General features: G+C 47.6%; 27 protein-coding genes, 10 tRNA genes and 1 riboswitch. Of the genes, 8 read left to right on the top strand and 29 right to left on the bottom strand.

The genetic code is table 11. The features are described 5' to 3' along the window. Nucleotides 1-102: 102 nt before the first annotated feature. The 19 genes from EXG77_RS01420 to acpS form a co-directional block, all read right to left on the bottom strand. A tRNA-Ile gene (locus EXG77_RS01420) sits at nt 103-179 on the bottom strand. An 18-nt stretch (nt 180-197) separates the two neighbouring features. Then, nucleotides 198-274, bottom strand: a tRNA-Arg gene (locus EXG77_RS01415). A 4-nt stretch (nt 275-278) separates the two neighbouring features. Further along, nucleotides 279-365 (bottom strand) — tRNA-Leu (locus EXG77_RS01410). A gap of 17 nt (nt 366-382) precedes the next feature. After that, nucleotides 383-458, bottom strand: a tRNA-Lys gene (locus EXG77_RS01405). Between the two features lie 7 nt (nt 459-465). After that, nucleotides 466-537: transfer RNA gene (locus EXG77_RS01400), tRNA-Gln, on the bottom strand. Between the two features lie 4 nt (nt 538-541). Further along, a tRNA-Asp gene (locus EXG77_RS01395) sits at nt 542-617 on the bottom strand. A gap of 36 nt (nt 618-653) precedes the next feature. Further along, nucleotides 654-729 (bottom strand) — tRNA-Val (locus EXG77_RS01390). A gap of 3 nt (nt 730-732) precedes the next feature. Beyond that, nucleotides 733-807, bottom strand: a tRNA-Glu gene (locus tag EXG77_RS01385). A gap of 49 nt (nt 808-856) precedes the next feature. After that, a tRNA-Ser gene (locus tag EXG77_RS01380) sits at nt 857-948 on the bottom strand. Between the two features lie 7 nt (nt 949-955). Next, nucleotides 956-1,030: transfer RNA gene (locus EXG77_RS01375), tRNA-Asn, on the bottom strand. Nucleotides 1,031-1,179: 149 nt separating this feature from the next. Beyond that, nucleotides 1,180-1,620, bottom strand: a complete 441-nt coding sequence (locus EXG77_RS01370; protein ID WP_035395671.1) for a SprT family protein — start codon at nt 1,618-1,620, stop codon at nt 1,180-1,182. Next, nucleotides 1,617-3,737: a Tex family protein gene (locus EXG77_RS01365; RefSeq protein WP_035395669.1), complete on the bottom strand. Its 2,121-nt coding sequence runs from the start codon at nt 3,735-3,737 to the stop codon at nt 1,617-1,619. The genes EXG77_RS01370 and EXG77_RS01365 overlap by 4 nt, the downstream gene beginning before the upstream one ends. A gap of 63 nt (nt 3,738-3,800) precedes the next feature. Beyond that, nucleotides 3,801-4,598, bottom strand: coding sequence for an RNA polymerase sigma factor SigB (gene sigB, locus EXG77_RS01360; protein WP_023469620.1), 798 nt, complete (start codon nt 4,596-4,598; stop codon nt 3,801-3,803). Next, nucleotides 4,564-5,046: an anti-sigma B factor RsbW gene (gene rsbW, locus EXG77_RS01355; RefSeq protein ID WP_023469621.1), complete on the bottom strand. Its 483-nt coding sequence runs from the start codon at nt 5,044-5,046 to the stop codon at nt 4,564-4,566. The genes sigB and rsbW overlap by 35 nt, the downstream gene beginning before the upstream one ends. Continuing rightward, complete coding sequence (locus EXG77_RS01350; protein WP_023469622.1) at nt 5,043-5,369, bottom strand: STAS domain-containing protein; 327 nt, start codon at nt 5,367-5,369, stop codon at nt 5,043-5,045. The genes rsbW and EXG77_RS01350 overlap by 4 nt, the downstream gene beginning before the upstream one ends. Nucleotides 5,370-5,564: 195 nt before the next feature. Further along, nucleotides 5,565-5,915: a type II toxin-antitoxin system PemK/MazF family toxin gene (locus tag EXG77_RS01345; RefSeq protein WP_023469623.1), complete on the bottom strand. Its 351-nt coding sequence runs from the start codon at nt 5,913-5,915 to the stop codon at nt 5,565-5,567. Between the two features lie 3 nt (nt 5,916-5,918). After that, nucleotides 5,919-6,143: a hypothetical protein gene (locus EXG77_RS01340; RefSeq protein WP_023469624.1), complete on the bottom strand. Its 225-nt coding sequence runs from the start codon at nt 6,141-6,143 to the stop codon at nt 5,919-5,921. Nucleotides 6,144-6,282: 139 nt separating this feature from the next. Continuing rightward, complete coding sequence (gene alr, locus EXG77_RS01335) at nt 6,283-7,356, bottom strand: alanine racemase (RefSeq protein WP_035395666.1); 1,074 nt, start codon at nt 7,354-7,356, stop codon at nt 6,283-6,285. After that, entirely contained in the window at nt 7,334-7,714 is a 381-nt protein-coding gene (gene acpS / locus EXG77_RS01330; RefSeq protein WP_035395664.1) for a holo-ACP synthase, read from the bottom strand. Before acpS ends, alr begins: the two co-directional genes overlap by 23 nt. 68 nt (nt 7,715-7,782) lie before the next feature. Between acpS and EXG77_RS01325 the strand changes: the two genes are divergently transcribed. Then, nucleotides 7,783-8,523 (top strand): rhomboid family intramembrane serine protease, encoded by a 741-nt coding sequence (locus EXG77_RS01325; RefSeq protein WP_023469627.1) that lies wholly within the window; start codon nt 7,783-7,785, stop codon nt 8,521-8,523. Nucleotides 8,524-8,775: 252 nt separating this feature from the next. On the opposite strand, the gene EXG77_RS01320 is transcribed toward EXG77_RS01325, so the two are convergent. The 3 genes from EXG77_RS01320 to EXG77_RS01310 are packed head-to-tail and all read right to left on the bottom strand — an operon-like array spanning nt 8,776 to nt 9,824. Beyond that, nucleotides 8,776-9,039, bottom strand: a complete 264-nt coding sequence (locus EXG77_RS01320) for a hypothetical protein (protein WP_023469628.1) — start codon at nt 9,037-9,039, stop codon at nt 8,776-8,778. A 19-nt stretch (nt 9,040-9,058) separates the two neighbouring features. Then, nucleotides 9,059-9,559 carry a hypothetical protein gene (locus EXG77_RS01315; protein WP_023469629.1) on the bottom strand — a complete coding sequence of 167 codons (501 nt, stop codon included), beginning with the start codon at nt 9,557-9,559 and terminating at the stop codon, nt 9,059-9,061. Beyond that, nucleotides 9,549-9,824: a 4a-hydroxytetrahydrobiopterin dehydratase gene (locus tag EXG77_RS01310; RefSeq protein ID WP_023469630.1), complete on the bottom strand. Its 276-nt coding sequence runs from the start codon at nt 9,822-9,824 to the stop codon at nt 9,549-9,551. Before EXG77_RS01310 ends, EXG77_RS01315 begins: the two co-directional genes overlap by 11 nt. Before the next feature lie 163 nt (nt 9,825-9,987). Between EXG77_RS01310 and EXG77_RS01305 the strand changes: the two genes are divergently transcribed. Further along, nucleotides 9,988-10,521 (top strand): cysteine hydrolase family protein, encoded by a 534-nt coding sequence (locus EXG77_RS01305; protein WP_023469631.1) that lies wholly within the window; start codon nt 9,988-9,990, stop codon nt 10,519-10,521. Nucleotides 10,522-10,538: 17 nt separating this feature from the next. Next, on the top strand, nt 10,539-11,990 hold the full coding sequence (locus tag EXG77_RS01300) for a nicotinate phosphoribosyltransferase (protein ID WP_023469632.1): 1,452 nt from the start codon (nt 10,539-10,541) through the stop codon (nt 11,988-11,990). A gap of 50 nt (nt 11,991-12,040) precedes the next feature. Here EXG77_RS01300 and EXG77_RS01295 read toward each other — a convergent pair whose 3' ends face one another. Next, nucleotides 12,041-12,367: a hypothetical protein gene (locus EXG77_RS01295; RefSeq protein WP_029342848.1), complete on the bottom strand. Its 327-nt coding sequence runs from the start codon at nt 12,365-12,367 to the stop codon at nt 12,041-12,043. 143 nt (nt 12,368-12,510) lie between these two features. Between EXG77_RS01295 and EXG77_RS01290 the strand changes: the two genes are divergently transcribed. After that, nucleotides 12,511-13,002: a YwpF family protein gene (locus EXG77_RS01290; RefSeq protein ID WP_023469634.1), complete on the top strand. Its 492-nt coding sequence runs from the start codon at nt 12,511-12,513 to the stop codon at nt 13,000-13,002. Here the strand turns inward: EXG77_RS01290 and EXG77_RS01285 are convergent. Next, nucleotides 12,999-13,589 (bottom strand): histidine phosphatase family protein, encoded by a 591-nt coding sequence (locus EXG77_RS01285; protein ID WP_035395661.1) that lies wholly within the window; start codon nt 13,587-13,589, stop codon nt 12,999-13,001. The genes EXG77_RS01290 and EXG77_RS01285 overlap by 4 nt on opposite strands. A gap of 17 nt (nt 13,590-13,606) precedes the next feature. Beyond that, nucleotides 13,607-14,596, bottom strand: a complete 990-nt coding sequence (locus tag EXG77_RS01280) for an alpha/beta hydrolase (protein ID WP_052017076.1) — start codon at nt 14,594-14,596, stop codon at nt 13,607-13,609. A gap of 169 nt (nt 14,597-14,765) precedes the next feature. On the opposite strand from EXG77_RS01280, the gene EXG77_RS01275 reads away from it, so the two are divergent. Continuing rightward, nucleotides 14,766-15,779, top strand: a complete 1,014-nt coding sequence (locus tag EXG77_RS01275) for a metal ABC transporter solute-binding protein, Zn/Mn family (RefSeq protein WP_035395659.1) — start codon at nt 14,766-14,768, stop codon at nt 15,777-15,779. Between the two features lie 69 nt (nt 15,780-15,848). Next, nucleotides 15,849-15,953: riboswitch (SAM riboswitch) on the top strand. 80 nt (nt 15,954-16,033) lie between these two features. Beyond that, a complete protein-coding gene (locus tag EXG77_RS01270; RefSeq protein WP_035395657.1) occupies nt 16,034-17,344 on the top strand; it encodes a Na+/H+ antiporter NhaC family protein in 1,311 nt (436 codons plus the stop codon). 41 nt (nt 17,345-17,385) lie between these two features. Here EXG77_RS01270 and EXG77_RS01265 read toward each other — a convergent pair whose 3' ends face one another. Then, nucleotides 17,386-17,589: a hypothetical protein gene (locus EXG77_RS01265; RefSeq protein ID WP_035395656.1), complete on the bottom strand. Its 204-nt coding sequence runs from the start codon at nt 17,587-17,589 to the stop codon at nt 17,386-17,388. 158 nt (nt 17,590-17,747) lie between these two features. Here EXG77_RS01265 and EXG77_RS01260 point away from each other — a divergent pair, with 158 nt between their 5' ends. Beyond that, the gene (locus EXG77_RS01260; RefSeq protein ID WP_035395654.1) at nt 17,748-18,560 is read left to right on the top strand and encodes an aldo/keto reductase; all 813 of its coding nucleotides are present in this window, start codon (nt 17,748-17,750) and stop codon (nt 18,558-18,560) included. Nucleotides 18,561-18,684: 124 nt separating this feature from the next. Here the strand turns inward: EXG77_RS01260 and EXG77_RS01255 are convergent, their stop codons facing one another. The 3 genes from EXG77_RS01255 to EXG77_RS01245 form a co-directional block, all read right to left on the bottom strand. Beyond that, entirely contained in the window at nt 18,685-19,146 is a 462-nt protein-coding gene (locus tag EXG77_RS01255; RefSeq protein ID WP_029342856.1) for a hypothetical protein, read from the bottom strand. A gap of 86 nt (nt 19,147-19,232) precedes the next feature. Then, nucleotides 19,233-20,678: a sodium:alanine symporter family protein gene (locus tag EXG77_RS01250; RefSeq protein WP_023469642.1), complete on the bottom strand. Its 1,446-nt coding sequence runs from the start codon at nt 20,676-20,678 to the stop codon at nt 19,233-19,235. Nucleotides 20,679-20,859: 181 nt separating this feature from the next. Beyond that, nucleotides 20,860-23,313 carry a CoA-disulfide reductase gene (locus EXG77_RS01245; protein ID WP_035395651.1) on the bottom strand — a complete coding sequence of 818 codons (2,454 nt, stop codon included), beginning with the start codon at nt 23,311-23,313 and terminating at the stop codon, nt 20,860-20,862. Nucleotides 23,314-23,513: 200 nt separating this feature from the next. Between EXG77_RS01245 and EXG77_RS01240 the strand changes: the two genes are divergently transcribed. After that, nucleotides 23,514-24,041, top strand: a complete 528-nt coding sequence (locus EXG77_RS01240; RefSeq protein WP_023469644.1) for a YbjN domain-containing protein — start codon at nt 23,514-23,516, stop codon at nt 24,039-24,041. Nucleotides 24,042-24,064 lie beyond the last annotated feature (23 nt).

Raw genomic sequence — 24,064 nt, 5'->3', positions numbered from 1 at the left:
TGATTGACGAAGCTTGCGCTTCATTCGTTTTTTGTATTCCGTAGAATACGATTTTTGCCTCATCGTTCAGTTTTCAAAGTTCGTCATTGTTTGTTTTGAAAATGGTGGGCCTAAGTGGACTCGAACCACCGACCTCACGCTTATCAGGCGTGCGCTCTAACCAGCTGAGCTATAGGCCCGTCAAAGCAAACAAAATATGGTGCACCCTGAGAGATTCGAACTCCCGACCCCTTGATTCGTAGTCAAGTACTCTATCCAGCTGAGCTAAGGGTGCGATATGGTGCGGTCGAGAGGACTTGAACCTCCACGATGTTGCCACCACTAGGCCCTCAACCTAGCGCGTCTACCGATTCCGCCACGACCGCAAATATGAAATTAAAAATGGTGTGTCATGCAGGATTCGAACCTGCGACCCTCTGATTAAAAGTCAGATGCTCTACCAACTGAGCTAATGACACATAAAAACTGGGCTGGAAGGGATCGAACCTTCGCGTGCTGGAATCAAAATCCAGTGCCTTACCACTTGGCTACAGCCCAAAAATGGCGGTCCTGACGGGATTCGAACCCGCGATCTCCTGCGTGACAGGCAGGCATGTTAACCGCTACACCACAGGACCGCAATTTGAAGTTGTAAACAACTCTTTAAAAAGAAATGGTGGAGGATGACGGGATCGAACCGCCGACCCCCTGCTTGTAAGGCAGGTGCTCTCCCAGCTGAGCTAATCCTCCATATGGTGACCCGTACGGGATTCGAACCCGTGTTACCGCCGTGAAAGGGCGGTGTCTTAACCGCTTGACCAACGGGCCATATCGTAATTAATAATTATTCTCAAGAAACATTTTCACATAAGAGGTCTGGCGGAGATGGAGGGATTCGAACCCTCGCACCAGTTTCCCGGCCTACACCCTTAGCAGGGGCGCCCCTTATAGCCACTTGGGTACATCTCCAAAAGAATGGCTCCGCAAGTAGGATTTGAACCTACGACCTACCGGTTAACAGCCGGTTGCTCTACCGCTGAGCTATTGCGGAACGTTATGTTCTGTTCGGAACACTTTTATATAGTAGCAACTTTTTTTCTTTCCGTCAATGCTTTTTTAAAAAAGTTTTTAGCGACGATAAGTTGTTTAGTTGCTGTCGTTTTGACGACTTCTATAATTTATCATGCTCCGAAATGAACGTCAACTACTTTTGTAAAAAATCTTTCCATGGCATCGACCACATCGATATCTTTCCGTATTCATGCGTCTTTTCCTTCTATATAATGTGCTGCATTTCTCACATTCATAAAGATAGGATTTTTTTTCGTCTTCTTGTCTTCTCGGACTGTATCGAAGCCCATCGTAGCGCTCTAACCATTCCTTGAAGTCTTGATCTTGATGACGGTGTCCCATTCCTGCTAGATGTAAATGGTAGTGACACAGTTCATGAATCACGATTCCGCGGAAGACTTTCATGTCATCGATATATCGTTTATTGAAGTCTAAATGATGATCGCCTAAGAAATAGCGACCACCTGTCGTCTTCAGCCGTGGATTAAAATAAGCTTTATGTCGAAACGGTAAGGAAAATACGTCGAGCGACAGTTGCTCGACGTATCGTTGTAATTGTTCATTCGTCATTTCGGCGGAACCAGTGTCAAACCAATCCGTCCCCGCTCTGGTTCAACATTCGTCACCCATACTGTCACGATATCCCCGACAGCGACGACATCAAGTGGATGCTTGACACGTTTACGACTGAGCTTCGAGATATGAATTAAACCATTCTCTTTCACTCCGATATCAACGAACGCACCAAAATCAAGAACATTCCGAACCGTCCCTTGGAACTCCATCCCGACTTGGATCATATCCATCGATAGAACATCTTGGCGGAGCAACGGTTTATCGAGCGCTTCCCGAGGGTCACGACCCGGACGTTGTAACGCTTCGATGATGTCACGTAATGTCGGCTCTCCGATCTCGAGCGTCTGTGCCATCTCCGGTAATGACAATGTAGACAATTGTTCCCGCACCGCATCCGTTCCAACTTGATCAAGCGTTAAGCCTAGTGTCTTAAATAACTTCTCGACTGTTTTGTACTGTTCCGGATGAATCGGCGTCCGGTCGAGCGGATGCGTACCTTCTAGAATTCGCAGGAATCCTGCAGCCTGCTCATATGCTTTTGCACCAAGACGAGGAACTTTCAATAATTCCTGGCGTGTCTTAAACGTCCCAAGTTCCGAGCGGCGTTCAACGATTTTTTTCGCTGTCGCCTTCGTGATCCCTGCGACGTAACTCAAAAGCGGTTCTGACGCTGTATTAACATCAACTCCGACTTGGTTGACGACCGTTTCGACAACAAAATCAAGTGTCTCCTTCAGTTTCGTTTGCGAGACATCATGTTGATATTGACCAACTCCAACAGACTGCGGGTCGACTTTGACAAGTTCAGCGAGTGGATCCTGCAAACGACGCGCAATCGAAATCGCGGATCGTTGTTCGACCTGAAGCTCTGGAAACTCCGTCCGGGCAATCTCTGAAGCGGAATAAATACTCGCCCCTGCCTCGTCGACGATTGTAAAGGCGATATCTTTTTGCCCCTTCATCCAGTCCGCAACGAATGCTTCTGTTTCCCGCGAAGCAGTTCCGTTCCCAATCGCAATCAATTCGATCCCGTATGTATCGACGAGCTGCGAAAGAGTTTGACGTGCTTCTTTCGCTTTTTGTTCTGACATCGTCACGTAGATGACGCCGACTTCCTTCATTTCACCTGTCGGATCGATGACTGCCCACTTACATCCTGTCCGGTAAGCCGGATCCAGTCCCAACATGACTTTCCCTTTCATCGGTGGCTGCATGTAGAGTTGGCGGAGATTCTTACCAAAGACGTCAATCGCTTGGATCTCTGCCTTTTCCGTCAGTTCGTTCCGAATTTCTCGTTCGATGGCAGGGAAGACGGATTTTTTATAGCCCGTCGTGATCGCTGCTTCGACGATATCACGTTTCTTCGGCGCCAGTTGTGCGTATGAACGAAGCAATGTTGGTAAAACCTGCTGTTCCTCTAACACGACTTTCACAGAGACGATTTTCAATGCTTCCGCACGGTTAATCGCAAGAATCCGGTGCGGAACGATCTGTTGGATACGCTCACTGTAGGCATAATACTGTGCAAAGACACCTTTTTCATCGACTGCATCCTTTTTCTGTTTCGTGACGATTTCTGCTGAACGGCGCATTTGCTTACGAATGAACTCACGCACCGTCGCTTGTTCGCCCCACTCCTCGGAAATGATCGATTGTGCCCCAGTAAGCGCTTCTTCCGGATCCAGCCCATTGCTCAAGCGATGGAATGTCGCTTCATCATAAGCAGACTTGTCGCGGAACCAGTCGGCAAGTGGTGCAAGCCCTGCTTCCCGTGCAATTTCCGCCTTTGTCCGACGTTTTGGTCGAAACGGTAAATAGATATCTTCGACTTGTTGTAACGTCGTCGCTTCCTCGAGCGTTCGACGGAGTTCCGGCGTCAATGCACCTTGCTCCTCGATTTTTTCAAGGACGTCACTCCGTCTACTTTCAAGTTGCGTTAATTGTTTATGTCGATCGAGAATCGCTTTGATCGCGACCTCATCGAGTTCACCTGTCTGTTCTTTCCGGTAGCGGGCGATGAACGGAATCGTACCGCCTTCTTCCGTCAATTGTAAGACTGCCTTCACTTGCGCAGGACGTACATTCAATTCACTTGCGATTCTCTTTTCCATCTGCTTCACCTCTCATTCATTATACCGAAGAACGCATGGAAAAGAAAAAAGACTGACACGAGGTCAGTCTTTTGAGAATACTTCATTTGGTTCGACTTTGATCGCTTCACGTAACTTCTGTAAAGCGCGTCGTTGGAGACGGGAAACGTGCATTTGCGAAATGCCGAGTAGTTCGCCCGTTTCTTTTTGACTCATATTACGGTAGTAGGCACATTCGAGAATCGAACGTTCGCGGTCCGTTAAGACAGCAAATGCCTTTTCAAGAATCAGACGCTGATCGACGGAGTCATAGCCGTTTTCTTGATTCCCGACGAGGTCGAGTAACGTAACAGTACTACCTTCCTGATCTGCCTCAATCGAACTATCAACGGATAACGCTTGATAGCTTTTACCCATCTCAAGTGTTTCGAGGACCTCCTCTTCCGATACTTCAAGACGCGCAGCAATCTCATCGATGCGCGGAGAGCGTTGCAACTCCGTCGTCAACTCCTCGACTGCCTTCTTGATTTTCGGTCCGAGTTCCTTGATGCGACGTGGAACGTGAACGCTCCATGTCTTATCGCGGATGAAACGTTTGATTTCACCGATGATCGTCGGAACAGCAAACGACTCAAAACTGCGACCGAATTCCTTATCGAAGCGACGAAGCGCTGCAAGCAACCCAATCATGCCGACCTGAACAAGATCGTCATGAATCGGTCGACCACGCGAGAACTTTCGGGCCAAAGCTTCTACCAAGTCTGAATAACGCTCGAGTAATGCCGCATGCACTTCCTCATCTTGGTCGTCCTGCTGATACAAATCAATCAGTCGAAGTACTTCATCATCACTGTGATGGCGTTGTTGAGACTTTGCTGGCACTTTGACCCACCTCATCTCTATTCATATATTTTGTCATATGGACAGTGACGCCGTTCGCTTTCTCGATCGTTACTTGATCCATCAATGCTTCGATCATCAAGATACCGAGTCCTCCTTCATGCAAGGAATCGAGATCGTGTGCATCCGTAATCGGTTCACTTTGGCGTTTGACCTCATCTTTATCGAACGTAATGCCGTTATCCTTGACGACAATCTCGAGACGATCATCCGGATAGACGTTACATGTCAAGGCGATGCTACCATCTTCTTTTCCTTCGTACGCATGTTGAACAGCGTTCGCACATGCTTCTGAGACAGCGATCTTGATATCTTCGATGTCATCATACGTGTATCCCATCCGGTTGGCGACACCTGAAACCGTCAGACGGGCAATGGCTACATATTCCGGTTTTGCCGGTAATGTCATGTTTAGTTGTTCGTTCTTCATTGCGTTCCACCTCTTACACCACTATCGATTGTAATGATGCTTGAAAGACCTGTAATTTCGAATAGACGACGGATGCGTTCAGAAACGCCGACGAGCGTGAACGATGTACCGTTCTTTTTCGCCGCTTTGAGTGCTCCGACGAACACGCCGAGACCTGTCGAATCCATGTAGTGTACTTCATCCAAATGGACGACGACATCGTTTGTTTCAACTGCCGGGACTAGTTCTTGGCGAAGCTTTGGTGCTGTATACGTATCAATCTCACCTGCGATATAAAGATGCGTCTGACCGTCAAGCTGCTCTGTTTTAATTGTTAAATCCATCTTCAAGTTCCTCCTCAAGGAAAATCTGTCTATGTGGTCTTGCTATTCATCCTATCCTCATCCCTTTATAAAAAGGTCACTTGGGTATGTTTCCCCGTAAAGAAAACTTTAAAACCCATTTTATAAAAAAAGAGGTCAAAAAAAGTCGCATACGCTAGTATCGACTCTTCTTGTGTTGCGCTTCTATGTAAGTGCCTAAAAATCAACCAAGCCTAAGCTGATTGCGACGGCACTATTTACTTTCATCATCGTGTCTGGATCTAGATGTGTGACTTTATCCGTTAGACGGCGTTTATCAATTGTACGGATTTGCTCAAGTAAGATGACCGAATCACGTTCTAATCCGTGTCGCTCTCGATATACTTCCACATGGGTCGGTAGTTTGGCTTTGTCGATCTGTGCCGTGATCGCAGCCACGATGACTGTCGGGCTGAATCGGTTACCAATATCATTTTGTAGAACAAGCACGGGACGAACTCCCCCTTGTTCCGATCCGACCACAGGTGACAAATTTGCATAAAACACGTCGCCACGTTTGACTATCAAAGCTTACACCCCGCTTACTTGACGTAGGAGTGAGAACTCCGCCTCCGTTTCAATCTGGAACATTTCGCCAACGATCGATAAATTGATTGCTGCCATTTCTTCGTAACCACGTTTCAATTCCTCACGTAGCTGACGCTTGCGTTCTTCGGTCGTATGGTTCGACTTCATCCCAATCGTCTCCTTCGCTACATTTCGCTCAACAAACTGCATTTCCCGTTGTTGGACCAAGATAATGGCACCTCCAGATTCACTGAAACCTTAACGAACGACTCACTTTCTACTTCAATATATCAGTCGAATTCAGAAAATACAATCAAAATTCAAACAAATAACATATTTTTGCCATCTTATTGATGTCTTGTACGAATCATTGACGCGGCACGCGCTTCGAGAATTGACAGAGAACTTCATAGTTGATTGTCCCAAGCCAATGGGCTGCTTCCTCGATCGGTGCCCCTTCTCCAATCAGAATGACTTCCGTTCCGATTGGATATTCCCTTGGTAATCGAATCATGAGCCGGTCCATGCAGACTCGACCAACGATTTCACACGGTAGACCGTCCACAATCAATGAGTAGCCTTGGAACTTGCGTGACCAGCCATCCGCGTAACCGATCGGAACAGTACCGATCCATTCATCCGTCGGTGCCGTATAGGTCGCCCCGTAACTGATCGTTTGACCGGGCTCGACTTGTTTGACCTGCATCAGACGACTTTTCAGTGAAAACGCCGGTTTTAAGAACTCGTAATGTCCTGCCATCTCATCCGACGGCATCGCCCCATATAAAGCGATACCGACTCGAACGACGTTAAACGGCGCTTGACCTGCTAGACGAATCGCTGCCGCCGAATTGGCACAGTGGATGTAACGGATATCCGGTACTAGTGCGACATACGATAAAAACGTTTCAAGTTGGCGTTCGAACAATCGGCTGTTCAACTCATCAGCAGTCGCGAAATGCGTATAGATGCCTTCGAGTTCAACGAGATCGTCATCACATTCAGCAAGAATTCGCTTCAACTCATCGACATGTTGCAGTCCGAGTCTTCCCATTCCGGTATCGACCTTGATATGCAGACGAAGATGATCGATTTCTGTCAAATGACGTTTCGCTTCCCGTAGCCAATCGGCTGAAAAGACAGGAACGGCGACATCATAATTCGAAGCGACCGTCGCATGTTCCGGTAGTAAGGCTTCAAGCATCAGAATCGGTGCTTGGATACCCGCTTCTCGCAACTCGATCGCTTCTTCGAGGAGCGCGACAGCGAGTAAGTCGGCTCCGTTCTCAAGAGCGATCTCAGCGACCGTCACTGCCCCGTGACCATAGCCGTCCGCCTTGACGACCGCCATCACCTGTTGTTCGCCCATCCGTGTTTTGATTTCGCGTATATTATGTGCGATCGCTTCCCGATCGATTTCAATCCAAGTTGGTCGGTACATCCCATTCCCTCTTCTCTAATAAGACTTGCGCAGATGCATAATGCTCTGAATGTGTGATCGAGACGTGGATGACGCCATCGAATGGTCCACTCATGATCGGTCGCCCTGTCTCATCGTTTAAAATTTCAACGTCTTGCCAGGAAACTTCTTTTCCGACGCCGGTTCCGAATGCTTTGACGAACGCTTCCTTTGCAGCGAAACGTCCAGCGAGGTACTCGATTTGCCGATGTCCTGAGAGCGATTGATAGCGTTCCTGCTCTATCTGCGTTAAGATTCTCCCGGCAAAACGTGGCTGCCGCTCAAGCGTTTGCTCGATTCGATCCAGTTCCACCAAATCGATGCCAATTCCATAAATCATCCGAGACGCCTCCACAGTTCTATTCTTCGCCATCTTCATATAGAATGAAGATGAAGCGAGGTGTTGTCATGTTTAGTCGAACGGAAAACCTACAAACGTTCACACGTTCTTATCCGGTCGTTTCGTTGTTCATTTTAATCCAAGTCGCCCTGTTTGTCATCGAACAGTTAGGTGCACTCCTTAATCTGACGTTCTCTCCTTTAAGTGCAGGCGCAGCAATCAATCTCTTAATTGGACAAGGTGAATGGTGGCGTGTCGTCACGGCCACGTTCTTGCATTATGATTTTTGGCACATTGCGTTCAACACGTTTGCTCTCGTCATCTTCGCTCCACCGCTTGAGCGGATGATCGGACATGCTCGATTTGCCGCTTTTTACTTGCTCGTCGGTACGCTCGCGAACATCTTGACGTACTTCACGAAAATCAATGAACCGTTTTACGGTCAAGCTGGAGCATCGGGTGCCATTCTTGGTTTGCTTGGGTTTTATGTCTACTTGAGCCGATTCAAGCGGACAGTCATCCTAGCAGACGATACACGTCTTGTGTATATCTTTACTGCGGTCACGGCAGTCTTTACGTTACTTGGCTCAAATGTCGCTGTATTCGGTCACTTGTATGGTTTCGTCCTCGGATTCCTCTTCGGATTCGTCTTTGGTAATCGTGCCGTTCCATTCACACGTCCGTTCCAAACCGGTCGTCGATCGAGCGGTGGACCTGTCTTCGTAAGCGGTTCTGGTCAACTCGGTCGGATCTTCTTCTATATCATCATCGCGTTTGCCGTACTCGGATTATTCTTCCGCTACTTGTAAACCAGCATACAAAAAGAACTCCGCTACACACTCGAGTTCTTGCAGATTGTAGATAAAAGGGCTGACTCAAAAAATGACGCATCTTTTCACGCCCTTTCCTCAGGCGAGACACAAGCCAGTTTACCCGCTCCATTCGAGCAGGAAAACGATGCGAGACGAACAAAAAAAAGCGTAATCCTTCTCGTTAGAGAAAAATTACACTTTGTCTTCAGTCTCAAAGGACTCCGCTACACGCGCGAGTCCTTTTTTTGCTTATTTGCGAAGTACTTCTGCTAAGTCCTTCACGTCGTCAATCAGGTTATGGATCGTCTCCTGATTGTCCGTATAGAGTGCTTTTAGTTCTTCAAAGCGCCCTTTTGGATCTTGTTTGACAGCAGACAATTGTGTTCCTGCGCCGCTGAATGTCCGTTTCACTGCTGCAAACTGCGCTTGGCGCGTATCTTTATGCAGTAGTGATAAAGTAGCGCCGACGAGTGCGCCACCGAGTGTTGCTACGACAAAATAGTTCTTTTTCATCTGTTAGTCCCCCTGCATCTCACTCATTTGTTGGTGGTACGATTTGATACCGTTTCATGACGGGAGAAGGCGCGAACGACTTCCCTGCCTCTTCAGCATACTGGTCTACCGTAAGACGTTCAACTGATTTTGCATAACGAGCTCCGTCCCCTGTCTCTTGGAACTGAATCAATAAGGCAAGATCCGTCCCCTTCTCGACACGTCCAATCCGAAATGCCTGGAAGCCACCATATTCTGCTCCGATGACTTTCGGATTCGACATCACTTGATGTACGAATAGATCTCCGCTATTTTGATCTGCCGGAATCGACCAGTAGAAGAGACTGCCTTCGTCCGAAAAATTGCCACGTGATTCGAGCAACGTATAGGTATTGCCACTTTGAAAAGGTGATTTCGAGTCCGTCTCCATCCAGAGGATGGCATCGCCGCTTCCGCTAGCGACACGAATATGAGCATCACGGGAACGAATTTGTTCAACGAACGAACCGCTACCGAATGTAATCGAAAGTTTAGATGGCATCACAGGCCTCCGCAAGTTGAAAGTCTTTTTCCGTCAATCCGTTTTCATCATGAGTCGTCGCTGCAAGTGTGACGTTTTTATAGTCGATCACGATTCGTGGATGATGATTCAAGTTTTCAGCGATACTTCCGACTTCCTGTACGAAATCCAGTGCCGCAGGAAACGATGCAAGTGTATAGGTCCGGACGATTTCATCATCCACGACACTCCAATCTTGCAACCGCTCAAGACGCTCTTCCACTTCATACTCATTCAACCTAGCCATCCCTTTCTCCTCCTCTACTATCATTTTCGTCCTATACCTTATACCCCATTCTTTTACTTCTCTATACCTGTTTGTATCCGATTTCTTCCTTTTGCCTTCTGTGTGAGATAGAGTACAATGTGAAAGAGAACACTAATTCAAAATCGGAAAGGGGCTTACGCATATGCGCGCTCTGATTGTCATTGATTACACGATCGATTTCGTTGCTGACGAAGGAAAGCTGACTTGTGGAAAACCAGGACAAGCGATTGAAGATCGAATTGCTACGTTGATGGAGGAGTTTTCAACGGAAGACTACGTCGTCATCGCTAACGATATTCACGAAGAAGGCGATACATTCCACCCGGAAACCGTCCTCTTCCCGCCACATAATATCCGCGGAACACATGGACGTGATCTGTTCGGGAAAGTCGCAGCCATGGCACGGGTCGCTGATCACGTCATCGACAAGACGCGTTATAGTGCGTTCGCCGGGACGGACCTCGATTTACGCTTGCGTGAACGCGGTATCCACGAAGTCCACCTCGTCGGTGTCTGTACGGACATTTGTGTCCTTCATACAGCTGTCGATGCCTACAATCTCGGATATCGTATCGTCGTTCATGCCGATGCGGTCGCAAGCTTTAACGCGACTGGTCACGAGTGGGCGCTTACACACTTTAAACAATCGATCGGCGCAGAAGTCGTCGGCGAATAAGAAGGGATCTGTCCGTCATGTTACAACGTAATCTTGCACTCCATACCGATCTGTACTTACCACGGTGGATGTATATCTATTGGAAAGAAGGACGTCATAATGAACGTGCCGTCTTTGATGTTTACTACCGTTCGAATCCGTTCGCAGGAGGCTATGTCGTCTTTGCGGGTCTCGAAAATATCATCGAGTATATTCAAACACTCCGTTTCACGGAAGAAGATATCACGTACTTGCAAGAGATGATTGGCTTCCCGGATGAGTTCAAGGATGAACTGCGTCAGTTCAAGTTCAATGGCTCGATTTCAAGTGTCAAAGAAGGCGAGATCGTCTTCCCGAACGAACCACTGATTCGGATCGAGGCACGCATCTTTGAAGCAAAACTCTTACAGACCGCGATTCTGAACATCGCGAACCACGAATCGCTCATCGCGACGAAATACGCACGTATTCGTCAATCGGCTCCCCGTGCGAAGTTCCTCGAAGCTGGTGCCCGTCGCGCGCAAGGCATCGATGCCGCTTACTTCGGTACGCGTGCTTCATACCTGGCTGGTTTTGACGTCACAAGTCTTGCTTCAGCAGGACGCGACTTCGGCATTCCGTGTGGTGGAACGATGGAACATGCCGACATTCAATTCCACGATGACGAATTGACGGCATTCCGGACATTCGCTTCTCATTATCCGGATCAGGCGACATTACTCGTCGATACGTACGATACGCTCAAGAGTGGTCTTCCGAATGCGATCACGGTTGCGAAGGAACTCCAAGCCAAAGGGCATAAACTGCGCGGCATCCGGATCGATTCTGGCGACTTATCCTACCTGTCAAAACGTGCCCGTAACATGCTTGACGAAGCTGGCTTCCCGGAAGTCGACATCGTCTTATCAGGGGACCTCGACGAATACGTCATCCAGGACTTGCGCATCCAAGGTGCCCAAGCCAATACGTTCCTCGTCGGAACACGCGGCATCACGGCTTACGAGCAACCGGCTCTTGGGATGGTCTACAAATTGGTCGCACGTGAAGTAGATGGCGAGCTCGTACCCGTCATTAAAGTATCCTCGTCAAAAGCCAAGACGACGACGCCCCATATCAAGGAAGTCTATCGCATCATCGATCCGGTGACGGATAAGTTCAAAGGCGATTACGTGACGTTGATGGACGAAGATCCGTCAACACTCGAAGCTGTCGATCTCATCGACGTCCGGGACCCATCGTTCCGGAACCGCATCGAACAGTTCAAGGTCGAGCGCTTACTTGAACCGATCTTCAAGGATGGAGAGTTGATCTATACAGTGCCGACGATCGAAGAGAGTCGCCACTTCCACGAAACACAGATTGGTCGTCTGTGGGAAGAGTACAAACGACTGCGCTTGCCAGAGATCTATGCTGTCACATTCAGCGATCGTCTCTGGAAGCTCAAACTCGACATGATTCGGGATACCCGACTGGCAAGTGGGTTAAAATAAGACGCCAAAAAGCGCCGTTCTTCCTCCCTCAGGATGAACGGCGCTTTTTCTCATGTTAATCCTGCTTCGTTTCCGACAGGTGTCATTTCTGTTGGCGCTTGTTCCATCTTCTTACGAAAGTACCATGCGAAGCCAAGTGCACCTCCGATGAAGACGATATACGTGATGCGTTGACCGAATTCAGCTAAGGAATCCGCGTAGAAAATACTGATTAAATGATCACTTCCACTAATGAGTAGCAAACAGGCAATCAGGAGCGCAATGCGATATGCAAGCGTCGGGCGGTCTGTCGGTTCAGCATGCCAATACATGATGATATGGTGGGCAAGTAGAACGATACCCAGGATTCCTAATATTCCAATGAGTACTTGCGGCATAATGAACGATCCTCCTGTTTAGTAGTATCTAGTCTTATTTAAACATAGTTCATACGGATTTCGTCAGGAAAAGTTTCCCGTCCCACATTCCTCACGGTATACTGTAGGAAAATCGTAAGCGATCAAGGGAGGGCATTTTTTTCATGAAAACCTTTAAGTTATGCACTTTACGCATTTTAATGGACGAGTCAGGACGTGATACGACGATTCCCGTCGCCATTCAGGACGGATTGACGGTCAGTACCGAACAGACGGCACAGTGGGTTGCAGAAATCGTCGTTCCTCCAACGGATCAGCCGATCGTCGATGAATTGTTCACAAAACATTTACGTGCTTTGATTGAAATCACGATCTCAAGACCTGATAATGACCCTGCCGCGATGATCGTCACGCCTCTTGAACGGACTGTCTTAAGCGAAAACGTCTCATATGTCTTCACGGGTAAGATGGTCATGATGAAAAATGATTTATCTGAATCGATCTTACGCGAAGTCGTCGAAGATGGATTCGCTGGCGAAGAACTCGTTCAAGAGTATAAGGATCGTCGTTCAAAACGTGGTGCCCATATCACAAGTATCGCTAAAGAAACGTTCAAACAATATTTGACAGAGCATCCGAACACACCCGTCTCTTAAGGTTTTTCGACCTCGTCCGTGATGTGGTCTGCTACGTTGATGCGATCAATCGTATAGTGATCCGTATGATGGATATAATTCGCACACGCGTTTTTCAAAGGTGTCCGGTAACTGAATGTCGCATCAATCGACGATAATGCTGCCTTGATCGTATGCGAGTGACAAACGATTAGAATTCGTTTCCCTTTATACGTGCGTGTCACTTCCTGTAGCGCCTCGAACACGCGATCCTGGATGGCTTGTTCCGTTTCGAGACCCGGCACAAGCGTCGTATCGTTCGCTTGAACAGCTTCGTAAATCGCTGCGACCGGTTCACCGGAAGCGGCTCCGAATTCGCGTTCGACAAGTCGCTCATCTGTCGCTGTGATCGTTAAACCAACAGCACGACCGATGATTTCCGCTGTCTCAACGGCACGCGACAAGGGACTTGCTAACAAGACATCCCACTTTTCATTCGATAGATAAGCGGCGCTGAGTTCCGCTTGTCTTCTTCCTGTTGCATTCAACGGGATATCTTCTCTTCCTTGAATCCGTTCGTTTAAGTTCCAATCCGTCTGACCATGCCGCACTAAACAAATTTCAGTCATGTCTCTGTCTCCCTCATTTAAGAAATATGACTGATTGTATCATGTTTTCCATTCGGAAGTTGTCGAGGTGGCAACAGTAGTACCTGACAGGTGAAATGTTCAATTCGTTCAAGCAATCGTTCGATCTTTAACGGATTTTCCGTCTGAGCGAAACTAGCAAGTGAGTGCGTACCATTCGGAAAGGAAAACAAACGAACATCGGCTCCGACATCCGCTCCCTTCTCAACGAAATGCAAGGCTTGAGAAAACGGAACAATCGGATCTTTTTTACCGTGCAAGAGCATGATTGGCGGAGCATCCGACGATAAATGTGTGACGGGTGAGACGTGCGTCATCAGCTTGCGCCATTCTTCTCGTCCCCCCTTGTAGAACTTAATATGGGCAATCCAAGTCTGAATGAAATTAAACAGCAAAAAGTTCGTCGGTGGATATAAAGCGATCACACCACTGATCAATGGCATCTGCCGCTCATCACGCTCACCGACGAAAGCAGATGGGGCAAGTGCCGTCGTCAGCATGAGTGCGGCTCCGGCTGAGTCTCCCCATACCATCATCCGTCCTCTTAGAATGCGAAGACCCTCTGCTTCTTTATTCAAAAAACATAACGCATCCCGTACATCTTCGAGGTTATCCGGAAAATAACTGCCCTCTTCGAACAAACGATAATCGATACTACAAACAGCAACTCCGAGTTCAAGCAGACGGTCGACGATTGGACTAAAACAGAACATGTCATCGCGCTCTCCACGAACGAATGCACCGCCGTGTGCGTAGATGGCAACTGGAAACGGTCCTTCCCCCGGCGGATAATAGAGATCGAGCTGTAAGGTGCGGTCAACCACCTGTTTATAGATGAGCGTCCGCGGTGCAAGTTGTTTTTCTGTGAGTGGCAAGGCGGGTTCGGTCCATCGAAGTAATGCACCGTAATTGTTCCAGATGCTCGCTCCCGCTGCTGCCGTCGTCAATAACGCAGCTCCCCCCATTAGCCATGCAGTTTCACGTTTCACTTGATCACCTCCAAAAGACGTGCCAGTTTCTTCACTTTATTATCCTTCTACCCCGTTTTAAAAGAAGTCGAACGTCTCGGTATTCGTACTTGACGCTTCACCAGCGTTCCGCTATAGTGAGAAAGTCCAAATCGGAATAGTTACGTTTTAATAATGGAGGTATCATATAATGAAAAAAATCATTCCCGCTTTAACAGTCGCATTTGCGAGTGCGAGTGTCCTCGCGGCTTGCGGATCAAATACCGATTCATCAACTTCAGAGAACAAACAGACAGAAGTCTACGCGTCAACGTTCGCGACAGCTGCTATTGCCCGCGAAATCGGAGGGGATCAAGTCAACGTCAAGATGATCGTTCCACCTGGAGCAGATCCCCACTCTTACGAACCGACATCGAAGCAACTCACAGAGATCGCTAAAGGAGACTTGTTCCTTTTGACAGGTACGACACTCGAGCCGTATTCGAAAAAAATCCAAGAGAGCTTAAAAGGCACGGACGTCCGCTTCATTGAGACGAGTAAAGACGTCAACTTGCTAGAATCGGATGCTACGCTTCATGCACATGAAGAAGAGGGGCATACAGAAGACGAACATGCTCACGAAGAAGAAGGGCACGATGATCACGCAACGGACGAACATGCGCATGAAGAAGAGGGTCATGACCACGGAAAATACGATCCACACGTCTGGCTCGACCCTGTCAACGCAAAAGCAATGGCACGCTCGATTACAACTGCTTTATCAAAAGAAGTACCAAAAGACAAAGCAACATTCGAGAAAAACTTAAAAGCGTTCGATCAGCAAGCTGATGAATTGGACGAACAATTTAAACAAGCCGTCGCTGATGGATCAAAAAAAGAACTTCTCGTTACGCATGCCGCTTATGGTTACCTCGCAGAACGATATGGTTTCACACAACTGCCGATCGCGGGAATTTCTCCTTCCGATGAACCGTCACAAAAGCAACTGGCCACTTTAGTGAAAGAAGCACGGATGCATGATTTGAAATACGTCGCGTTCGAAGAGACGGTCTCACCGAAGGTCGCACGTGTCATCCAAAAAGAAATCGGAGCTGAATCCGTGACGATTCATAATCTAGAGTCGGTCACGAAAGCGCAACAAAACAGCTCGTACTTCAAGTTGATGGAAGAAAACGTCCAAACATTAAAACAAGCACTTCAGTAAAGTACAGTTGACACGCGTTACTCAATGCGGTACGGTAAGAAACGTGTTTTACAACAATTGAATGACTTCTTTTTATCGCGAGAAACGGAGGGACTGGCCCAATGATGTTTCGGCAGCGGACGATTTGATTCGTACTGTGCCAAATCCAGCAAGCGAAAGCTTGAGAGATAAGAAGAGCGTCTTTTTTCATAAAGACCTCCTTCTTTCTTGCGAAGGGGTCTTTTTTTGTATCTTTGAGAAACGAGGTGTCAACAATGAATGAAACGATCACGCCTAACAAATGGGCACTGCTTCCCCTCGTCGTATTCCTGGTCCTCTTCATCGGAGCCGGGATCTTCTATGACGACTTTTACAAATTTCCGATCCTTATCGCCGCATTGATTGCTTTAATCTTTGCTGCAATCACAACGAGAGGATCCATCAATCAAACGGTCGAACGAATCGCAACCGGTGCCGGAAATCCCGATATCATGATCATGGTCTTCATCTTCTTATTAGCCGGTACGTTTTCTGGAACGGCAGAAGCAATCGGTGCCATCGATGCGACCGTCAATGCTGCTTTGACGTTCCTACCTCCGTCACTCCTGATGAGCGGTCTGTTCGTCATCGCTGCCTTCATCTCGATGGCGATGGGGACATCTACCGGAACGATTGCCGCGCTCGCGCCGATCGCTTTCGGTATTCATGAAGCAACAGGCATCAACGTCGCGATCGCAGCAGCATCAGTCGTTGGGGGTTCGATGTTCGGCGATAACTTGTCGTTCATCTCAGATACGACGATCGCTGCCGTTCGAACGCAAAAAACGAACATGCGTGATAAGTTCCGAACGAACTTCATGATCGTTCTCCCGGCTGCCATCTTGACGGTCATCTTACTCGCATTCGTTTCTGGTTCTGGCGATGCGGTAACGGCTAAAGCATTCGAGTTCTACAAATTGATTCCATATCTCGCCGTCATCGTCCTTGCACTATTTGGTGTTAATGTCATCCTCGTTCTCGTCGGTGGTACATTGCTCACTGGCATCATCGGTATGATTGACAATAGCTTCGGTTTAAGTGGGTTCGTCCTTTCGATGTCAAAAGGAATGATGGGCATGGCAGAGATTTCAATCTTGACGCTCCTCATGGGTGGTCTCGTCAGTTTGATTACGTTCAACGGTGGAATTGCTTACTTGAAAGAGACGCTGACGCGCAAGATTTCACAGCGTCGCGGTGCCGAATTCAGTATGGCGGCACTCGTTAGTGCGACGAACCTCGCAACGGCGAACAATACGATCTCGATTCTTGTCGCTGGACCACTGGCAGCTGAAATCGCCGATACGTATGAAATCGATCGCAAGAAATCAGCGAGTATCCTTGATATCTTCTCTTGTGGTATTCAAGGCATCATTCCGTATGGGGCACAACTATTGATTGCAGCAGAATTGACGAAGACGGCTTCTCCTGAACTGATTCCGTATCTGTTCTATCCGTTCCTCCTCTTCGTTTGTGGATCAATCGCCATCTTCTTCGGATTGCCACGCATGAAGAAGACAGCTGCGAAGCAAGAAAAAATTTCTTCCTAATCATAAAAACAGGTCCGATCGCTATGATCAGACCTGTTTTGTTATTTTTTCTGCTTTGCTTGTCTTTCTAAGATCAAATAGGCGATTGCCGGAAGTGGAAACTGAAGGAGTCCAGCACCTCCCCACACCCATGGATTACGTCCTGACTTTCGTGCACTGAAAAACAGACTCACTGCTTGTGTGACCAGCAAGGCACCAATACTAAGCCAAGCTCCCTTTGATAGCTTTTTATTCTTTTGAGCCATCTGTTATCCTCCTTTTTCGGACAGGCATTCAGATTTTATTACGCTTCTATTTTATATCATATCCTATTTCTCCATGAGCATAGAAACGGACGTCTTCGTTCGTTCATGCTAAACTAAACGAGCAAATCTAAACTACGTTTTATGAGGAGGAGTAACACATGCAATACGCAAAACTTTCAAACGGTATTACGATTCCCCAAATCGGATTCGGTGTCTGGCAAGTAGACGAAGAGACAGAAGCACCTGCTGCTGTCGCTGAAGCATTACGTGTCGGCTATCGTCATATCGATACAGCTGCTGTCTATAAAAATGAACGCGGTGTCGCGAAAGGAATCAAGGAAAGCGGCGTGAAACGTGAGGATCTCTTCTTAACGTCAAAAGTCTGGAACGATGATATTCGTGCCGGTCGGACGAAGGAAGCATTCGCAGAATCGCTCGAACGTCTCGAAACAGATTATCTTGATCTCTATCTCATCCACTGGCCAGTCGAAGGCTATGTCGAAGCGTGGAAAGCAATGGTTGAACTGTATGAAGAAGGCAAGATCAAAGCGATCGGTGTCTCGAACTTCAAAGAACATCACCTCGATACATTGGCAGAAGAGGGCTTGATGGCACCAATGATCAACCAAGTCGAGTTGCATCCACAATTACCGCAACACGAACTGCACGAATACTTGCAAGATCACAACATCCAAGTCGAAGCATGGAGCCCACTCATGCAAGGGAAATTCCTCGAAATCAACGATTTCAAGGAAATCGCAGAGAAACACGGCAAGACACCTTCACAAGTCGTCTTACGTTGGCACCTCGACAACGGCATCGTTGCTCTTCCAAAATCCGTTACACCAGCACGTATTGCGGAAAACTTCGACGTCTTTGATTTCCAACTCGATGCTGATGATCTTGAGAAAATTGACCGCATCGCAACGGATGTCCGCCTCGGACCAGATCCGGACGAAATCGATTTTTAATCTAAAGGTTATCGTAAAAAAGAACGGCTTCCATGTGAAGACGTCTTGCTTCATCTGAACGACGAGAGACCCCTTTCCAGTCTATGACTCGGAAGCGGGTCTCTTTTTTTATGATTGAAGCTGATCAGACATAATAAATTAAAATCGTATCTTCCGCTTCTTCTGCTTTTTGAAAATAGGCACGTAAATCAGCAAACTGTTCCCAGATATCCTCGAATTCGCCCGGTGTTCCGGCTTCATCATGAATCGAAGCGAGTGCCCGTTGATCAAAATTCCGCATCACCTCAGCCGAGATGATGAGGAGTGGCAAGGGAAGAATACCGACAATCGCCGCTTTTTCTTCGTTGACGATCAACTCTTCGCCAACGATCGCTCGTCCCAGATTGTAATGTGTGTCTTGATCAATGTAGATATCGATTTGATTCATCAAATGATAGATGGCGTTCGTCTGTTCGAGAGCAAATAATTGTTCATGATCGGGTTGTGTCTCATGAATGAATAAAATCCAGTCCATGATGATGTGGGGATCGTTTCCGAACGACTCCCAGACCGCATCCGTGACGCGGACGAAATGTACGTTTTCCATTCTCCCCCTCCCTTCTGTACTCTGTATTCCCTTTTTAAATTCGTTCTATACAAAAAAAGAGCCAGATTTCTCTGACTCCCTTTTCCTTAGATTGCTTTTTCGTCTTCTTTTGATTCCTGCCATGCTTCAAGCGTATCTTTCCCTGGCAAGTTCGGAATCGAGTCCGCATAAAACCGTGGCTCTTTCCCTGCTTTTCGTTGTGTCATGTAATCATCGAGAGCCAGCTTCGCTATCTTTGCAAGACGGAAAATCGCATACAGATTGACAATCGCCATTAATCCCATGAAGATGTCCGCTAACGCCCACACGAGACTAGCCGACTCGACAAGTGAACCGAAGACGATCATGACGAGGACGAGTACGCGGTATGCCATCATGACTTGTTTATTTTCACGGATGAAGTTGATGTTCGATTCACCGTAGTAGTAGTTTCCGACGACGGAACTAAACGCAAATAGGAAGATGGCGAGTGCCATGAATCCTGTCGCAAATGATCCAACTTGTGATGCAAGTGCGCCCTGTGCTAAATCAATACCAGCTAAGGCATCTCCATTCGCATCTTTTGTCGGAACTCCACTGACGAGAACGATCATCGCTGTCGCCGAGCAGACCATCAATGTATCTACGAAGACCGCGAATGATTGAATCAAGCCTTGTTTGACCGGGTGAGAGACTTCCGCTGTTGCTGCTGCGTTAGGTGCCGAACCCATACCGGCTTCGTTCGAGAACAAACCGCGACGAATACCATTCAGAACGGCCGCCCCGATTGCTCCCCCTGCTAATGTCTTAAACTCGAATAATCCTTCTTGGAAAATCAATTTAAAGACACTTGGTAATACTTCAAGATTCGTCACCATGATATAGAGGGCGATTAAGATATAACCACCTGCCATGATCGGAACCATGAATGAAGCGACTGTCGCAATACTGCGGACACCACCAAAAATGATCAGTGCCGTCAAGACGACTAATCCGACCGTAATCCATATCTTATCCACGCCATATTGACTTTGTAGAGAAAGCGAGATCGTATTCGATTGGACAGAGTTAAAGACAAAACCAAATGAGATTGTGATCAGAACACTAAAGACAATTCCTAACCACCGTTGTCCAAGCGCTTTTTCCATGTAATAGGCTGGACCACCACGCCATTCTTTTCCGTCACGTACCTTGTAAATCTGAGCAAGCGTACTTTCGACGAATGCTGACGCCGATCCAATCAAGGCAATTAACCACATCCAGAAGACTGCACCCGGACCGCCGAGTGCGATTGCAGCCGCCACACCCGCGATGTTTCCGGTACCGACACGTGCTGCCGTACTGATCGCAAATGCTTGGAATGGCGATACGCCATCTTTCCCTTTATCCGTTCCTTGGAACAATAAGCGAATCATCTCCGGGATCATCCGAAATTGAACGAACCGCATCCGGAATGTAAAATAAATGCCTAATCCAACGAGTAAAATAATCAATACATTCGTCCATAAGTAATCATTTGCTCGATTTACTAGTTTCATCACTTCTTTTTCCATCAAATCTCCTCACTTCCATCCATCTTTTCTCTCTATTTGTATGTAAGTTTTTTTCACATGTGATTTATCATACGCAATTTTTTTTGAAAAATCAAACTCATTTATACCTTAGGACGCAAAAAAAGTGTCAAACCTCACATTAGATGTCAGGTTTGACACGTTCACATAAACAGTTTTTAAATTAGATGAACAGATTCAGATTGGCACCGTCCGTTGCACCAAGATAACTCGCGACACCACCATAATCGATATCATCCAGTAATTCCTCTTTCTTGATGCCCATGATATCCATCGACATTGTGCAGGCGATCATTCGGACACCAGCAGCTTGTGCTTTTGCCATCATCGTCTCGAGTGCATCGACTTGTTTATCCTTCATGACTTTTTTCATCATTTTTTGACCGGCGCCTGCCATGTTCATGTTTGAGAGCGGTAACTCCCCGGCATGCTTCGGCATCATCATGCCCATCATCCGTTCAATGCCGGCTTTCTCGACTGCCGGTGCGTCTGGTTTTCGAATGATGTTCAAGCCCCAGAACGTAAAGAACATCGTCACTTGTTTCCCCATTGCCTGTGCACCTTGCGCAATGACGAAGGACGCAAGTGCTTTATCGAGGTCACCACTGAAGACGACCATCGTCGCATCATCTGCCGGATTGACTTGAACCGGTGCTGGAACTGTTGTCTCTCCTTGCCCTTTTTCAAGCATGACCTCGACGACACCTTGATTCATCTCCGCTGAATGGACTGTGTGACCTAGTTTTTTCGCCCATGCTTGAACGTCTGGCAAGAATCCTGGGTCTGACGCCTTGACGAAAATTTGCTCGCCGTCCGTCATCTGATCGATTTTTGTTTTCAGCTCTAAGATTGGACCTGGGCACTGTAAGCCGCACGTATCGAGCAGCGCCACTTGTTCTGGTGCAGTCTTCGTTGTTGGCTCACGTTTCGTTACCGTCACAGCTGTCTCCTCCTTCGCTTGGCTTCGTGCTTCTTGATCACGATGCACGACCGACCATGTTTTGTAGCCGCCGCTTAAGTTTTTCACATCATAACCGTATTGTTGCAACAGTTGACTCGCAACATATCCACGTAATCCGACTTGGCATGTCACATAGATCGTTTGATCCTTCGGCAGATCAGTCAACTTCTCACGTAACGTCGGTAACGAGATATTGACCGATCCCGGAATCGCGCCTAACTCGTTTTCCGATGGTTCACGGACATCGAGTAATAAGCCGCCATTGGCGACGATCGCGTCAATTTCGTGCCAATGAACGTTCGCACTGTCACCAAGCACGATGTTCGACGCGATATACCCTGCCATGTTGACCGGATCTTTCGCTGAACTATACGGCGGTGCATATGATAGTTCAAGATCTGGTAGATCAAGCACTGTCAATCCACCTTTGATCGCTGTCGCGAGAACATCGATCCGTTTCTCGACACCTGTCATGCCGATTGCCTGCGCTCCGTAGATCGTTCCTTCGATTGGATCAAATAGTAACTTCATCGAAATCGGACTCGCCCCTGGGTAGTATCCCGCATGCGATCCCGGGTGGAGATGCACGGCTTCATAACGAAGACCAAGTTGACGCAACCGTTTTTCATTGTTACCGGTCGAAGCGACCGTCAAATCAAAGACTTTTGCTACCGCTGTTCCGAGTGTGCCGCTATACCGGACGTCGCGTCCGGCGATGATGTCAGCAACGAGGCGTCCTTGACGGTTTGCCGGCCACGCGAGTGGAACATGTGTCGCTTCCTTCGTGATATAGTCTTTGACTTCAATCGCGTCACCAATCGCAAAGATCGATGGATCAGATGTCCGCAGTTGATCGTCGACTTGAATCGTCTGTTTGATGCCAAGTGTTAAACCAGCATCTGCTGCGAGCGTGCTCTCCGGTGCGACACCAATTGATAAGATATTCATCTCTGTTTCGATCACGCGTCCGCTTGTCAGGACGACGCGGCGACCTGCCTCTTCAAAACGAGCGACGCCATCTTCTAGAATCAACTCGATGCCTTTTGCACGAAGATGTTCATGAACGATGGCTGCCATTTCCGGGTCGACCGGAGCCATGACTTGATCCGCCATCTCAACGAGGGTGACGTGCGCCCCACGTTCTGCGAGATTTTCTGCCATTTCAAGACCGATGAATCCACCGCCGATGACAAGTGCTTTATCAGGACGATTTGTATCAACGTATTCCCGCATCCGGTCCGTATCTGGGATGTTCCGTAACGTAAAGACGTTCGTTGCGTCATCGAGTCCTGGAATGTTCGGACGGATCGGTTTTGCACCTGGAGAAAGAATCAGATGATCGTACGATTCATCGTATTCTTCACCCGTTTCGACGTTGCGGATCGTGACCGTCTTCGCTTCACGGTTGATCCGAATCGCTTCCGACAAATTGCGGACATCTAAATTAAACCGTGCATGCATGCCTTCTGGCGTTTGGACGAGTAATTTATTGCGATCTTTGATGACATCTCCGATATAGTAAGGCAGTCCACAGTTCGCGAACGAAATCTCTTTTCCTCGTTCAAGCAAAATGATTTCTGCCGTTTCGTCAATCCGGCGCAGTCGCGCTGCAGCCGTAGCGCCACCAGCGACGCCGCCTACGATGATCGTTTTCATCTGATGATTCCTCCTTGATTTTCTATCTGCCACTTAATATACCCTGTCAGGTATGTATTTTCAAGTCAGTTGCTCTCAGATTCACAAACATGACATATCTCTACTCTTTTGTATTTTCTTCCTATCTTAACGGACATTAGTTGCAATTCCTTCTGAAATGCTTGAAACTGAATTTATAGTATATAAAGGGGGATTTTGAAATGGACCAGGAACGTAACTCGAACGAATCAAACGAGAACAATAAAGTGACACCGATTCACCAAGATCGTCAACCCGAAACAAACGAACAAGGAATCGCGCCACAACAGCAACAACACTTGGAAGCATTCCAAGCTTTCCTCGTTGAAAAAGGCATTCCAATGGAAGCACGTGAGAATGAGACACACGTCTTCTTCATGACACAAGAAAAAACACCTGCAGGAGCAGAACCGATGATGATGATCGTCTTCAGTAAGACGACGACAGATGTCGAATTATTCGCTCGTACGGTGACACACGTACCAGACGGTGTCGAGGATCTCCCGATTCTGAACGCCATCAATGACTTCAACCAAGAATTCAAATACTTCCGCGTCGTTCTCGACAGCGACCGTGATGTCACGATCGCATCAACGATCGATCTTGATCATGGCTTCAACCCAGCTGCGATCTTCGGACATTCTGTCATGATGTTCCAAGCATCAGACGAAGTCTACACGTATTTGACAAAACTGTACGAACAGTTCTAATTTCTCATTTTAAAACGGCTTTG

The organism is Exiguobacterium sp. OS-77 (assembly GCF_000414195.2).
Taxonomy (GTDB): Bacteria; Bacillota; Bacilli; order Exiguobacteriales; family Exiguobacteriaceae; genus Exiguobacterium_A; species Exiguobacterium_A indicum.
This window is presented reverse-complemented; position numbering and strand designations above follow the sequence as displayed.